We start from the raw sequence: 15737 nt of genomic DNA on the forward strand, positions 1-15737 counted from the left end.
ACAATGCTGAGGTTTAGAGCTATTCAATCAAAGAATAAATCTATTCTAAACAGAGAAGTTCATACTGCTGAATTTATACCTTACTCTTACTATTGGAATAGTACAACCTTAGTAACAAAACAGAATTGGTTAGTTAAGTTTATAAAACTAAATGGCTTTGCGTTTGAAACAGCCGATGATGAAGATCTGGTAATACAGAACAATATTAGGAATCAAATGCTGAGAAGCATTTCGTCTCCAGCATTCGGTCTATATTTTCATACTATCAGACGTAAGAAAAATATCTTCTCTGATGAATCTGTAAATCAAAAATTGCCAAATTTTTTTGCTAATTACGTAAATCTAAAATGGAGAGAAAAACACTCAACAAGGCAATCATTTATTAACGATCTATATATTACAGTTATTCGTAGAACGGATACAAAAGGAGTAGAATTTTTATCACACTTACTGAAAAAATTCGGACATGTAACCTCAAAATATGCCTGGAAAAGCGACATGCGTGCTATTTATGAAGACTTAGAAGAAACAACAAATCGTGTAGTAACAAGCCTTAGAAATTACTCGCCTAAGGTTCTTGGAGTAAAAGAAACCCCAAACGGTTTATTTTGTGAAATAATGGAATTTCTATCTAGAATTGTAAATTGTGGCTTCATTACAAATACGCTTTTCCCTTTAAAAACCGAAATATCGAAATACTTACCAGTACATAGATTGTTTTTTGGCCATAAGACCATACAAGTTATAACTCACAACGAGAGCAAATATGCTGGAATAGTGAGTATCAAAGAATATGGTAATAATACCTCTGCAGGAATGCTTGATCACTTTTTACAACTTCCCTACGAGTTTATTATCACACAGTCTTTCCAATTCACAAACAGACAAATAGCAATTGCAAAAATGCAGATACAACAAAATCGGATGATACAATCCGAAGATAAAGCTATTTCTCAAATAGCAGAAATCTCTCATGCACTTGATGATGCAATGAGTGGTAAGATTGCGTTTGGCGAACATCACTTAACTATCTTATGTATAGAAAAAAACCCTAAATCATTAGACAATGCTTTGTCGCTGGTAGAATCAGAGCTTTCTAACTGTGGTGTTTATCCTATCCGTGAAAGAGTTAACCTTGAACCAGCATTTTGGGCACAAATTCCTGGTAATTTCAATTATATAGTTAGAAAAGGTACAATAAGCAGTCTTAACTTAGCTGGCTTTGTATCTCAACATAATTATCCTACTGGTAATAAATTCAATAATCACTGGGGAGATGCTGTTACAGTTTTTGACACAACATCCGGTACACCATTTTTCTTTAATTTTCATATAAGAGATGTTGGGCATACTATGATAATTGGTCCAACTGGCTCTGGTAAAACTGTTTTAATGAATTTCTTATGTGCTCAAGCAATGAAATTTTCTCCAAGAATATTCTTCTTCGATAAAGATCGTGGCGCAGAGATCTTCTTAAGAGCGCTTGGCGGTGTCTATACACTAATAGAACCAAGAACTAAGACAAATTTTAATCCTCTACAACTTGATGATACTACTGACAATAGAACATTTTTAATGGAGTGGATAAAATCTTTAATTTCAGTATACAATGATAAATTTACTTCAGAAGATATTACTCGAATTAATGATGCAATTGAAGGAAATTTTAAGTTGAGGAAAGAAGACAGATTCTTGAGAAATCTCGTACCATTTTTAGGCCTTGCAGGCCCTGGTACCTTAGCTGGGGCAATATCTATGTGGCACGGTAATGGTTCTCACGCTGCAATATTTGATAATAAAGAAGATTTACTAGATTTTTCAAAAGCAAGGGTATTTGGCTTCGAAATGACTAGCTTACTCAAAGATTCTGTTGCTCTTGGACCGGTTTTGATTTATTTGTTTCATAGGATTAGTATATCTCTTGATGGCACTCCATCTATTATTGTTCTTGATGAAGCGTGGGCATTAATAGATAATCCAGTCTTTGCACCTAAGATAAAAGACTGGTTAAAAGTGCTAAGGAAATCAAATGCTTTTGTGATTTTTGCCACTCAAAGTGTTGAAGATGCAAGCAAAAGTACCATTAGTGATACACTTGTACAACAAACAGCAACACAAATTTTTTTACCAAACTTAAAAGCCACTAGTGTCTATCGAGATGTCTTTATGCTAACTGAACGTGAATATATACTAATCAAGCATACAGATCCAAGTACTAGATTCTTTTTGGTGAAACAAGGAGCTAATGCTGTTGTAGCTAGAATAGACTTAAAAGACTTAGATGATATAGTCAATGTGTTATCCGGACGTGCAGAAAGTATTCTATTGTTACATGATATATTAAAAGAAGTCGGGAACGACCCGAAAAGATGGTTACCCATATTCTACCAGAGAGTAAAAAATGTTTAAGACCAAGCTGTCACTGCTACTGATCTTGATATTTTTACTGAATGTAGATTTTTTACTCTCATATCCAGCTTTTGGAGATATAGCAAGTGGCATTGATAGAACAGAATTTGTTAGCAGATTTAATTCTACTGGCAGTTTCAGTCGTGCCTCTAACCCTGATTGTGGAGCGTTTAAAACAGCCCCAGCACTTGCTGGGATAGCAATCGCTGTTGGTGCGATATTTACTGGCGTTGTCTTGACTGTCTCTTCTGCTGGATTATCTACTAGTCTTGTTATTGTTGGAATGATAGCTGCAATCGTTGGAGTTTGGAAAGCAATAGGAGGACTCGTTGTCTGTGAGCATAGTTTTGTTAGACACCCAGTTGCACGTGATCATGATGGAAAGTATAAGGATTTTACATTAAGAGACACAAGTTATAGCACATTCATAAATAAAAATTTTCAAACAGAAGATGAATATCTTTCTGCATTAAAAGGAGAATCTGGAAAAAATGCAAAACAGATAGAAAAAGAAATTTTAGACTTTGCTAACTGGGATATTGTTAATATTGATAGAGAACATTATTACTGGCCAAAAAATGGTGTGCAGTATAGTGAATATATAGAAGTATGTTATCGCAATCCTTTAACATTCGGTAATCTTTTTAAGAAGAATGACTTTGATTTCAGAGAGAAGGCCGGATACATAGATTTTGATGTTAGGGAAAAAGACACTGGATACGTAAATGGGTCGTGGTCACCAAAAGTTGATGGAGGACTAAAATGTAAAGTTCTCAAAGCTGGACAGAGCAAAACCATATATGGATCAACGTTCAAAGCAGTAAGAAAAACAGGTAGGCTATGTGTAGAGTTAGCTGAGGTTAACACACTTGGTATTAGAATAATCCCCTGGCCGCAAGGAGTTGATATAGGGTGCACGGAATTACCACCTGACCTAATTGCTCCTATGTGTGAGAAGTCCAAGATAAAATTTAGTATTGGCAATCCAATCCCTATTGGTTCCGATGAAGATTATAAAACTATTATAAGGAACAACGAAAAAGAGGGAAAAATCTTTATAGGTTACGATAACAAAGGTTGTTTTCAAGACTACGTTTCACAAGCTTGTTACAATCAGACGGGAAGTAAATCATTAGCTCCTATTCCTATAACTTCCATGGTAGTACAATGTATTAAGGAATCGTTAGATAACTTAGTTACAGGTAAAGGTATGCCAAATGGTGAGAACTTTATATCTTTGGCACAAAAAAGGCTAAAAAATACTGTAACTGCTGTTTTAGTTTTAGCTTTAATGCTGTTCTCTATAAAAGCCATATCCGGTGGAGTACGCAGTTCACAAGAAATATACATGTTGATTATTAAATTTGCTTTAGTGATCTACTTTACAACAGGTAGCACTATGTCTCATTATTATAAGGAGTTAACAAGGCTTTCAGATGGTTTGTCTGAGATAGTCTTAAAGGCATCATCTGAAAGTAAAAATATATGTAATTATAAAGCAGAAAAGTATGGAGAAGACATCTATCTTGCGTCCTGGGATAGACTTGATTGTAGAATTTTATTTTACTTAGGAGCACCTTTAGATGGAATTGCTGGGAAAATTGGTACTAGTGGTGCAGGAATATTGGCTATTTTACTTGGTTCTGCTCCTGTTTTATTAGTAGCAGGCTCAATAATCGGCATCATTTTTGCTGGCGGACAGATTTTAACAGCTCTTATCTGTATATTTATGGCCGTTATGATGATGATGGTTATTTTATGGATGTGCTATATATTTATTTTATCCCTTATTGCCTTAAGTGTAATCATCACTTTATCACCCTTGTTCATTCCTATGGTTCTATTCCAACACACTAAAGGATACTTTGATGGTTGGTTAAAGGAATTGATTACCTATAGCTTATACCCAGTTATGCTTTTCGCGTTTTTGTCCTTTATGTTCATAGTATGCGATAAAATCTATTTTAAAAATTTACATTTTGAAAGAGAAGAAATCACAGTGCTAAGCAATAAAAAACAGTGGTTTAAGTTAAAAGATGGAGAATGCAGTAAAAAAAACGAAACCACTCTTGCATGCATGATGCAAAACTACAGCTTTAAGAAGAGTAACATACTTGGTTTATTCGATTTTACATATATGGAGTTTAGCAGTTCTCTAATCGGAGAATTGTTTAAATTAGCTCTAATATTATTCCTATTTTATCACTTTTTAAATATTCTTCCTAATATGGCTGCAGAGCTCGCCGGCAATCCAAGGTCAGCACTTGGCTCTGGTACTACACCTGGAAAAATGATATCAAAAGCCTTCTCTGTAACTAAAGCTATTGTTGGAGCTATTAGCAAAGCTCAATCTGGAGGTACTGCTGAAGCTGCCAAGAAAGCTAAAAAAAGTATGGAGAGTATAAGGTTTTGTTCTGATGAACAAAACAGTAGTAGATCTACTCTCGCAAATACTGGTACTAGTACTACCAAAAATGTTGAAAAAGATATCATTGACACTGTAAAAGATGCCGCTCCTAGCGGCAGTGGTCAAAGTGAGTAATGGATAAACGTTTAAGTGATCAAAGCTTAGGACGGGCTATGCGTAAGTTTTTACTAATAGTAATATTCTTTTTGCTGTCTGGTTGCGAGGATCATTGTATTAAGCCAGAGAATTTATTAAACTTACGCGAAAAATTGGATGTAGTGTCAACACAACAAAAGTGGGTTGACTCTAACGTTCACATTTCAAGTAAGATAAAAATAACAGAAATTAGCATAGTCCCTAATAAAATCAGTTTTTGCCCGCAGTATGAAGATTTTGCAATAAGACCTGGAGTAAAAGAGGTTACGTTATCAAAATTTGCACTTAAAGCCGGAGATTCAATAAACTTTAGTGTTATTGGAAGTAAAGTATGTAAAGACAAGGAAAATAAGACAATTAGATATGTAAGTATTGATAAAAAATGCAGCAACAAAGAAAAGGAGTATTTTGCACGCATTTTAAACCAAGATGAATGTCAAATATGGGAGGATGAAGAAGGTCAGTACACAATATGCCCCAACAAATACATAATAGGCAACAAGATAGAATGGTTAGATGGAAAAGAGTACTGGGATCCAACTTTTTCAAAAGTAGATCAAGATGAGAGGAAAGAAAAAATTAAAAGCATTATTAACTCTATAAAAGGAGAAAATATAAACTGTAGTAGTCTTTCAGATAGACAAATAAGCAAAGTAGATACGCACATTTTAAATTTACTCTGTGGACGCATATGTAAATTTCCTTCTGGCAACAGGAACACAGATTGTGCATATATTGAATTCAATAGTATAGAAGGTGAGATATCTCAGTCTTATATTGAAGTGATTAGTAATTTTCTAAAAGAAAAACAAGTAAAAACTGACATTACACTTCTAAAAGTTCACATGGATGGTGAAAATTTTGAACATATTCCAAGTGGTGGTTTATGTACTAATTGTGATTATAAAATTAATAAGGACCATCAAACACCGAGTTTAACTTTCAGTTTATGTAGTAGAAACAATGAGAGCTGCTACGATAGAAATGACAAAGGTGGTTTTAACATAAGAGTAACAAAAGTTGCTAATCTAAAAAAGAGTTTATATATAAGAGTTTCTGATGAGTTTCCTAATAATAATCCCGGTGAAAATCAGGAAGATATATCTGTAGATATTAGCAAAGTTCATGATACTCAAGAAATGGAAAAATTGAAGAAAAAGTTAAAAGGCAAAAATGGTACCATATACTACGGAATAAAAGATCATGGTTGCAATTACGAGAAAAATGAAGGTCAGCTCAGCATCAAGCTAACAACTAAAGAGCCCCCTACAAGAACTTTTAGTGCAATATATAATTTTTTTGATGAGAAGATAAAAACCGCATTTTTCGGCCCCAGCTACAATGACTCTGATATAATCTACTCTGATACTAGTCCTATAAAGGTTCTTTACGATAGTTTTACAAAATCAAGCAAAACAAATACTATTAGGTCTACAATAATATCAGTGCTAATATTATATATAGTCCTGTATACTCTTTATTACCTTCTTGGCTTAACTCATGTTTCTATATATGAGTTTTTAATTGCATGTGTAAAGATAGGAATTATCACCCAGCTATTGCGAGATAATAGCTGGAATTTTTTCTATAATAACGCGTTCTCTATTTTTATTAACACTCCAAAACAGTTAATAGAAGTAGCAAATTTCAGAGGTACAATATCAAATGTTTTTGAGTTTCTCGATTTATCACTGAATAGATTTCTTTTACCAAATTCCATACTATTAATAGTATCCCTTATATTTTCTGGCCCTTTAGGCATTATAGCTTTTTGCTTGTTGATTTGGGGTTTAATAAAAGTAGCATTGTCTATTTTTAATGCCTTATTTTCTTTTGTTACATCTATGGCAACAGTTGCATTATTACTTTCTTTAGCACCTATCTTTATTATTTGTCTTTTGTTTACGTACACTAGACAGATGTTCCACAATTGGATCAAAAATTTAGCGAGATTTACAATCCACCCAGCAGTACTTTTAATTTTTATATCGTTGATGAGTCAAGCTATGGATCACATCATATATTCAATGTTTGATTTTGAAGCTTGTTCTATATGCATACTCAATATCAATCTAAGAATCTTTAACCCTTGTATTTTCTACGGGTACGTCTCTAAGCATACACCTAATATTGCTGCTATGATAACTTTTGTTATTTTGGGTTATGCAATGGAAGCTTTGATTGAAGCTTCTTCAAAAATATCTGACTCATTGTTTGGTGTTTATATAATGAATGAACCTGGAAAACAATATCAACAAAGCTTAATAGAAATAGTCGGATTAGGTAAAGAAAGTGCTCAAATACGAGCAGGAAGTGCTGCTCAACAGTTAAGTGCACCAATCAAAAGACCTGAAATACCGCAAGGAACTCGAAACTCAATACCTCAGACACCACAGTCTCCAGGGAAACCATCATAATGAGTAAAAGATCACTATTATTGGCAGTTTATTTTGCAATCACTGGCTGTACTATAGATTGCGTTGAGCCTGGATTACAGAGTAGAAATACTAGTGTTAATGTGGACGTTCCAGTTCATAAATCTAACAAAGGAGTTAAGATTCATTGGGTTGATTCTGGTCAAACAATTACTCAAGGCGAAAAAATCAAATTTACTCTTAGCGGATCAGTAAATTTTTGTCCTCTTAAAGAAGGTAAAAACCAAAAAAAAGTACTTGTACCTGCTGCATTTTGTGCTGACGATTCAATACCGAATTATAGTAGTGAATCAATTAATAATTCTGGCCTCGATGAACAAGAAGTATGTAAAAACGTAGGGTTTGGGAATAGTCAATTTTATAGCAAGAGGCGTTACGTTGATACTGGGATTAAAGTAAATCCCGGTGATAAGTTAAGCTTCAGCTTAGTTCCCAAAAAGATAACAATTAATTACATCAACAACCTAGAAGGAAAAGATATCAGTTTTGATGACAATTGCCACAAGACTCGAGAGGGAGATAAAAAAGCTATGATACAAGATCTCCTTAATGGAGGAACGTTCTTTTGTGGAAACGATGACAATAGGACTGAGATAAAATTTCCGCAGCTTAGCAAAGAAAGCTTTAAAAAAAGAACAGTGCTAGTCGGTAACGGTTACACTCCATACGATAACAAAGTACATTTTAATAGAGGCTATATCCAAGATGAAAGCCCATGGATAAATGGTGCATTGTTAGATTTAAGACGTGCTAAAATAGGACTGGACAAATTATGTAACGGGAAAGACTGTAACTTTAACAAAGTGAAAAACTACAGCTTTACTCAAATAGGGTTGAATCAACCGTGCACAGGGGAAAATTGTGATATTAATAAAATAAAAAAATACAACTCTTATAATCTCAACTGTTACTATCAGAATATCTGCTATACTAAAGAAGGCATATTCAATTCTGATTTATACAAAAAAGGACATAAAAACTGTGTTTCCTCTATAAGATATCAAAAATATCACAAAAATAATCAATGTGATATATACTCTCATCTCAAAAGTGTCAAAGATAAGCTTAAGGAGGTTAAAAACAGGGAAAATTCTAAGCAGGTCGACATTATTGATTTTACACTAGATACTAAAGATATTTCCTGGGCTGAAGCTCTTGTTGTGAAAATAAATAACGCAGGTGATGTAAGTGCTCCTGAAAGCAAGCGTGATGATATGAAAGATACTGCTCAAGGTACTCAGTGTCTTCCAGAAAAAAAAGGAGCAAAAGGAGATAACGTATGTTCACAAATTAGTAATAATTTCGAGAATTTTTCTCTGAAATTAAATAATGACTATCTAGTAAATGATAATGTAGAACCTGGTAGTAATGTGATGCTCGCTATTGCAGATTATGGTCATTATTACCTTAATAGAGGAGGGTACCACGTTAAAACAACTAGGTCGTGTGAATATGCTGACGGTAAAAAACTGTATATTTATCTAGGTGATAACTTGCCAGAAAATATACCCACTACAAATAATGATAGCTTTAAGGAGGTGATAGGATTAACTTCAATAGAGGATAATATAAAATATTATGAAATAGATGGAAGTCACTTAAAAAATGACAAACCTAAAAAAATCTATTTTGGCATTGATGTAAGCAATGTAGAGAGAAGTGATATTATAGATAAAAATGGTAAATATTACGAAAATAACAAATACAGCGTGACCTTGTTTATCAAAAGAAAGATTAACGATTTTATTTCATCAAGTGTAAATAAAGTACTTAATTTTATAAAAAGAGAAGTGATTGGGGACAGTATTAAAGATTTATACAAAGGGTATGCAAAAGGTCTTTCTCAAGGAGTAAGAGTCTTACTTATTCTATATGTCATATTTACTGTTGTTGGTTATGTACTTGGAACAACACAGTTAAGTAAATTTGACTTCATTATAAGAATAATGAAGATAGCATTTATATCTTTTGCCTTTAGTGATAAGAGCTGGGAACTTTTTGGCACAACTTTATCCAAGTTTTTTGTGGACGGTAGCACTTATTTAGTTGACAGTTTTTCTGGCCACATAGGGGAAAGTGGTAAAAATTTTGCATTTTTAGATTTGACAACAGGAGTATTATTCACAAGGGAAACTTGGTTGAAGTTTTTATCGCTAATGCTTGCTGGTCCTTTTGGCTTCATTGCTTTTTTGATAATACTCTATGCTAGTTTTGTGTCCTTAAAATGCATTATTAGTACTACATTTAGATATGTAATATCTACTTCTCTAGTAGCGTTTTTGATATCATTAACACCTTTATTTATCGTATTTATTTTATTTCAACAGACTAAATCTCTATTTGAGAACTGGATAAAAACGTTGGCCCATGTTGCAATACAGCCAGTCATTTTATTTTCATTTTTATCTATTCTGAATCAACTCCTATATTCAGTTTTATATAACCTCACAAACTTTTCTGCGTGCTATCAATGTTTAATTAGCATAAATTTCTTGTCATACGATCTTTGCATAATGAAATCGATACTACCTCTTGGATATAGTCCCAGTACTAGCATTGATGTTGCACTTGGTACCGGAGAAAGAATAGGTGGATACTTTGCAGCATTACCTATAGACCTAATCCAAGTGTTTATATATCTTATTATTGCTAGTGCAATGGAAGTTTTTGTCTCTGCATCAGAAACTATAGCACAAGCAATATTTGGTGCTGGTTGGGGAATTATGGGAAGCATTAGCACGGTTACTAGTAGCGCATCACAATCTATACTGTCAATTGTTGGACTTGATGACAAGACTCAGAACATAATACAGGAAATCAAACATAAAGTGGGTAAATATCGACCAGAAATTGAGTTTAAATCCAAGCAGTACGAATTGCAGCCTGCAGGCGAGAATAAACAATCAGATGCAACAAATGAAAAAGGAAAAAATGTACTAAAAAAATGAAGGAAGGTACAGAAAAAGAAGACAGAAACAAAAGAAATGATACTCAATGATCTGACAGTAAAAAAGATTAAGAAGGAGAAGCATGGCTGCTACTATAGAGTAACTAATTGAAAAGATATCTTAAGTAAAGTTTATTTCTATATTCAGAAAAAATTTAGATATGCAGTTACGCTTAAGCAAATTTTGTTTTAGATTACTACTTCTTACAACTTATGCACTAATAACAAGTTGTGACAAGAACGATATGCCCTTTCCAAGGTGCATATCTGCTGACTATTTTGGTCCTGAACCTATTACAGTAAGCGCCCACTTTTTAGATGATCACGATGCTTTCATCCAAGAAAATGAAGAAGTTATTGACTATGATACTGGAGAATTCAATAATGGTCTTCACCCAAATCAAGTAGTAAAATGGAAAGATACAGGACTCGAGACCAACGGAGATGATTTAGTAGTGCGAGTTAATGGTGCATGGATATCTTGGAACAATAACAATAGAAAAGAATCTAAAGATAACTATAGCTTGCAAAAATTAGAGCAGTTGAAATACACAACTAAATTCGAAGGTGAGCAAGGTGATAATAGTTTACCTAGCTTTTATTTAGTTTGTAATGATTATAAATCTAGTATACAGAAATTTTCAAGTAATCATAACACAAATTGCACTGTAAATTGTAAGTGTGTTAATGAGGCTGATAGCAGAAATAAAGCGTTACGTGGTGCTCCATGTTGGTTTACTAACGGTCATGGTGCTTACTTTTTGTTTAGGAGATCTAATACAAATGCTAGTGGCAAGAAAGAATTCATAGATCCAAATCCTAATGATAACCTAGAATTAATGCGCAATCCTCAATCTCCCACTATACATTTAGGTTACGACTCCATAGCAGAAGACGGAAACGGACTTTTTACTTTAAAAAAAGGGGATAGAACTAAATTAAAGGATAGAAACTGTAATATGCTAGAATTAAAAAAGGGATGGAAAATATATGTAAAAATACTAGATAGATATTATTTAAATAATGCAGGTGGCTACTCTTTTGAATTTTTGAGCGGAGTGCAAAAAACAGGTACCGTTGGATTATTTGATTACATTTATAATTATCTAAAATGTGCATTATTGATTAACGAAAATTGTGAAAAGCATTTTAACAGTAACGGTCCCACAGCTGCACAAGCTGTATTTCAGAATATAGCCGAAAAAAGCACTAGCTTTCACAATTTCGTTCTTTCCTTACTTGTGTTATTCATAATAATCTCGTCGCTTCTTTATCTTTTTGGCATGATACAGGAAACTAAGCATGATATTCTCATCAGAATAATGAAAATCACTTTAGTAATAGTGCTTGTATCTCCTGGAAGTTTTAGGTTTTTCTATGATCATTTTTTCGTTTTATTTGTTAAAAGCCTTGAACAGTTGATAAGTATAATCACTAATTTTGCTCCAAACATGAACACCGGAAATGTTACTCAGGAAGATGAAACTCATGTTAAATTGTTTAGTTTCATGGAGGACATGTTCAACAAGTTTTTTGCTTACTCTGTTTGGAAAAAGTTTGCAGCATTTTTCCATTATCAAATGTGGACAAGTATCATTATGATACCAGCCATTTTTATAGGAATCGTTTTATATTTCTTGCTATGTGTATATGCCTATATAATATTCCTTTTTGGTTTTGTAGGCATAGCTTTTTTTATAGCTATAATGCCACTGTTTCTGATTTCTATTTTCTTTTCACCGCTGAAAAGTCTATTTGAAGGTTGGGTAAAATTCTGTATCAGTTTCTGTTTACAATCAATCATGATATTTACCTTATTGTCATTACTAGCTTCAATTATAATGAATACCTTTTATAGACAACTAGGTTTCACTGTATGTTACAACAAGTGGTTCGAAGTAAAACTATGTGCTCCAAGATGGGTGCTCGGCGGTTTTTGTATCGTTGATAAGCAGTACTTTGGTTGGACTCCAGGGCAAATTTTTGTACCTTACTCTCTCGGAGAGACTGCTCCATTGAAAGTAGATAAAGATATAGAGGGCATAGAAAAATTAAGTAGAGCAGCTGGTACAATAAAATTTACTGGCGGTGCTGGGTATATTCTTCTTCCACCAAATTATATCAAAAAAGGTTTCCGTTATATAGATTATCCTTTCTTCAACCCAGTTCCAGGTAATAAAAACAATCTAGCAGACCATTATATTGCAGAAAATGATATAGTGGTTGACAAGAACTGTAGTGCAAAAGATTTAGTACGTTTAACAAACAGTTTATCTCACGCATTAGAAAAGAACGATATCTTATTGTTAATTAAAAATATAGAAAAAAAAATAGGTAATATCGATGATGAAATTACAGAGCGCTACTGTCAATCTCAACAATATAAAGAAAAATGCGAAGACTATAAAAAAATAATAGAAGATTATAGAAAGGGAATTATTAGACCAAATTTTAAAAGCGAAATAAGATCTTTACTACAGAGTGTAGTGGAAAATCGAGGTTGTAGAGTACTGAAATTTCATGAATTATATATGGATCCTAACAGTAAATTCTGTCAGAAATGTAAAGATTGCGAGAATTGCAAAAATTATCGGGTAAATAGTGATTACCAAAGGGTAAAGGACATACAAAAAGGCTATCTAATCGATGTAAAAGAAATCTTTATATTATTCTTGCTTTCATTCTTAATGTTCTCCTTACGCGAGTTTGTACAACAGATGGGCTCAAGTATTGCTGGTGGTGGGTTCAGTGTTTATAATATATCTAGCATATATTCAGCATCACCTTTAGTTGGTGCAATAAATGGATTCAAACAACAGTGGCAAAATTTTGTTGGCGGAAAACTAGAGTCTCTAGGAAGTTGGGCTATTCATCTACCGGACAGATTAGCTGGAGGTACAGCTGATCTACTAGATAGAATACCAAGAGTTGGGAGTGTGCTAAAACATGCTATTGATGTGCCACGTAAACTTACAAGCGCTACTATTGAAGCAACAAAATTTGCAACATCGTCTGAGAATAATATTGATAAGCTCGAAGAAAAAATTTACAAGGCATTTGGAGTTGATAAAGAAGATATTATACACAGAAGAATTGGTAGATATTTAGACTATTACAAAGGATATATGGGGTCACATTTGGGCTATACAATGGAAAGTGCCATGAAATTTAATTGGAAGCATAGTGTTGATTCTATAGGAAAACGTAGCTATAATCATAATCTACTCTATAGAACAAAATCGCACAGGCGAGAGTTCTTAGAAAAACTTCATGATTACACCATAGGACATAAAAGAAAGCCAGAAAAATATAAGGATGAAGGTGATAACAGTCAGTCCAGTATACCAGAAGATGAATCTATATAAAAAAAATGAGAACACCGATGAAAACTAGTAAAAAAAATTTCAAAGGTTTTGGTTATTACAAACTATACCAGGATAAAAATGGTAACATAAAGTTAAATGACTATGATGACATTCTAAATGTCCGTAGAGCAAAAGTAGATTTATTACTAGATAATATCAAACAGGATGATATTAATCTTTCAAAGCTCAATAAAGTTCTTAGTGAGGAACTCGTAGATAATAAAGAATTACTGTCTGAATTTGATAACGAGGATCAAGAAGTTGTACAAGAAGAACTTAAAGTGTTTGATGTTTTAGACAGTCTTGATGATCTTACAAACATTAAAAGCAAAGATTTACTTGAAGTCAGTTTACTACTGTCAGATCTTAGTTTCATAGAAAGAAATATTGTACTAAATCCTAGCCAGGATTCTGATCTAGCAGAACTTAAGAAACTCTTTATTGAAAAAAAAGAATCTGGTAAAGAGTATAGTGATGAAGAATGTAAAAATTTTCTCGATACCACAGATAAAATCAATACTATAATTAAACTAGAGTTAGAAAGTAGAATTGAAGAGCTAGCCCATGATAAAACAAATGACTACAATGGCTTACAGGATGAAATTGGTCATTCAATAGTAGATACAACAAATAAATCAAAAAAGTAATTAAGTCTTGAACTCATGTTTACAATTTTCTTCCTGATCAAATTGTCAAAGCTATATTGACATTAATTACATATCATTAAATAATTAGTTATTTTAGAATTCTTTTAGAATGCTGCGTATTATTGCAGGAAAGTATCGTGGAAGAAAAATAGCCACAGGCAAGCATTTAGCCGTACGGCCAACTATGAGCGTTGTCCGAGAGGCAATATTTAATATACTTTCTTCAAAAAAACCTATTTATAATCTAAATGTGCTTGATTTATTCTGTGGAAGTGGGTCTTTTTCATTTGAAGCACTTTCTCGAGGTGCCAAACATGCATTTATGGTAGACTCAGACTATTATAATTTGCAATTATCTAAAAAAACAGCCAAAGATTTTGGTATTACAGACAATATTACACTCATTTGTTGCAGTGCTAGCCAGTTACCAAAAATCATTTCACAATGCGACATAGTTTTTATAGACCCACCCTACAATAGTAATCTAGCTTACCCAACTTTAGATGGATTAGTTAATTCAGTCTGGTTAAGTGATGATGCATTGATAATTCTCGAAATTAGGAAAAACGAAAATTTTGAATATAATAAAAACTTTAATATAATTTTAGAACGTACTTATGGAATAGCCAAAATAATTTTTCTTTCTTTATCAACTTAAGTTTGTATATATCCCTCTATTAATTAGGTTTCAGTTCTATTTTTATCAAATTTTTAGAGGATTTGCTTATTTTACAAGTATTTTATTTAAGTTTTTATTAAGTTTACGATTTATTAAATATTCATGTGTATCACTAATAAATTTATTTTCTTTTTCTTCGTATTTTTTTCACTCCCACAACAAACTAAATGTTCTTTATGAGCAACATGAATATTATCTTTATCATTACAAGGTATTTTAAACCCATATTTAAGCAACATATTTTCTCTGAATCTTTCTTGAGTAAACTAATCGCTAAGCTTAGCAACAAGTCGCATTTTCCACGAAATCACAGTGTCACCTTCTCTGCCAGTAATTAATACAGGACATTTTGTATTTTCCATAACCTTACGCAGATTAAATCCTAATTCACAATGCATGAACCAAAAATTCAAAAATTTTGTAAGAAGCCACTTTGTGAAAAAAATCTCCTATCCTATTGGGGATAGTTATTAGTTGTATCCTTAAATGAACTATAAGAATTGTTATAAATCAGTGTTAAATAAATTGCCTAATTTTCAAATCTCTTTAAAACTTCTGCTGCAACTTCCTCTTCTAAGAGAGTTAGTATTTAAAATCACATTTTTAAGTATACATCATTTACAAGCAGCACGTTTACCATTGCCATTCTGACCTAAATTAATTTCTTACCATTTATTAAAAATTTATATAGC

General features: G+C 32.8%; 8 protein-coding genes. 7 read left to right on the plus strand and 1 reads right to left on the minus strand.

Annotated elements, in window-relative coordinates:
* Window positions 1-3 precede the first annotated feature (3 nt).
* The 7 genes from WOO_RS00450 to rsmD all read left to right on the plus strand — a co-directional run bounded on the left by WOO_RS00450 (window position 4) and on the right by rsmD (window position 15024).
* On the plus strand, window positions 4-2409 hold the full coding sequence (locus WOO_RS00450; RefSeq protein WP_014868751.1) for a VirB4 family type IV secretion/conjugal transfer ATPase: 2406 nt from the start codon (window positions 4-6) through the stop codon (window positions 2407-2409).
* Window positions 2402-4951, plus strand: a complete 2550-nt coding sequence (locus tag WOO_RS00455) for a TrbL/VirB6 family protein (protein ID WP_014868752.1) — start codon at window positions 2402-2404, stop codon at window positions 4949-4951. Before WOO_RS00450 ends, WOO_RS00455 begins: the two co-directional genes overlap by 8 nt.
* The gene (locus tag WOO_RS00460) at window positions 4951-7389 is read left to right on the plus strand and encodes a TrbL/VirB6 family protein (RefSeq protein ID WP_014868753.1); all 2439 of its coding nucleotides are present in this window, start codon (window positions 4951-4953) and stop codon (window positions 7387-7389) included. Before WOO_RS00455 ends, WOO_RS00460 begins: the two co-directional genes overlap by 1 nt.
* On the plus strand, window positions 7389-10355 hold the full coding sequence (locus WOO_RS00465) for a TrbL/VirB6 family protein (RefSeq protein ID WP_014868754.1): 2967 nt from the start codon (window positions 7389-7391) through the stop codon (window positions 10353-10355). The genes WOO_RS00460 and WOO_RS00465 overlap by 1 nt, the downstream gene beginning before the upstream one ends.
* A 160-nt stretch (window positions 10356-10515) precedes the next feature.
* Window positions 10516-13719, plus strand: a complete 3204-nt coding sequence (locus WOO_RS00470; RefSeq protein WP_014868755.1) for a TrbL/VirB6 family protein — start codon at window positions 10516-10518, stop codon at window positions 13717-13719.
* Window positions 13720-13736: 17 nt separating this feature from the next.
* A complete protein-coding gene (locus tag WOO_RS00475) occupies window positions 13737-14366 on the plus strand; it encodes a WD_0853 family protein (protein WP_014868756.1) in 630 nt (209 codons plus the stop codon).
* Window positions 14367-14475: 109 nt separating this feature from the next.
* The gene (rsmD, locus tag WOO_RS00480; protein ID WP_014868757.1) at window positions 14476-15024 is read left to right on the plus strand and encodes a 16S rRNA (guanine(966)-N(2))-methyltransferase RsmD; all 549 of its coding nucleotides are present in this window, start codon (window positions 14476-14478) and stop codon (window positions 15022-15024) included.
* Between the two features lie 287 nt (window positions 15025-15311).
* On the opposite strand, the gene WOO_RS04240 is transcribed toward rsmD, so the two are convergent.
* Entirely contained in the window at window positions 15312-15443 is a 132-nt protein-coding gene (locus WOO_RS04240; protein ID WP_255325505.1) for a hypothetical protein, read from the minus strand.
* Window positions 15444-15737: the final 294 nt, after the last annotated feature.

It is taken from the genome of Wolbachia endosymbiont of Onchocerca ochengi (assembly GCF_000306885.1).
Classification (GTDB): Bacteria; Pseudomonadota; Alphaproteobacteria; order Rickettsiales; family Anaplasmataceae; genus Wolbachia.

Bases quoted from the DNA above. Each gene is read 5' to 3' on its own strand.
- WOO_RS00460 (WP_014868753.1), top strand. From the start codon at position 4,951: ATGGATAAACGTTTAAGTGATCAAAGCTTAGGACGGGCTATGCGTAAG.
- WOO_RS00470 (WP_014868755.1), top strand. From the start codon at position 10,516: ATGCAGTTACGCTTAAGCAAATTTTGTTTTAGATTACTACTTCTTACA.
- WOO_RS00455 (WP_014868752.1), top strand. From the start codon at position 2,402: ATGTTTAAGACCAAGCTGTCACTGCTACTGATCTTGATATTTTTACTG.
- WOO_RS00450 (WP_014868751.1), top strand. From the start codon at position 4: ATGCTGAGGTTTAGAGCTATTCAATCAAAGAATAAATCTATTCTAAAC.
- WOO_RS04240 (WP_255325505.1), bottom strand. From the start codon at position 15,443: ATGCATTGTGAATTAGGATTTAATCTGCGTAAGGTTATGGAAAATACA.
- WOO_RS00465 (WP_014868754.1), top strand. From the start codon at position 7,389: ATGAGTAAAAGATCACTATTATTGGCAGTTTATTTTGCAATCACTGGC.
- WOO_RS00475 (WP_014868756.1), top strand. From the start codon at position 13,737: ATGAAAACTAGTAAAAAAAATTTCAAAGGTTTTGGTTATTACAAACTA.
- rsmD (WP_014868757.1), top strand. From the start codon at position 14,476: ATGCTGCGTATTATTGCAGGAAAGTATCGTGGAAGAAAAATAGCCACA.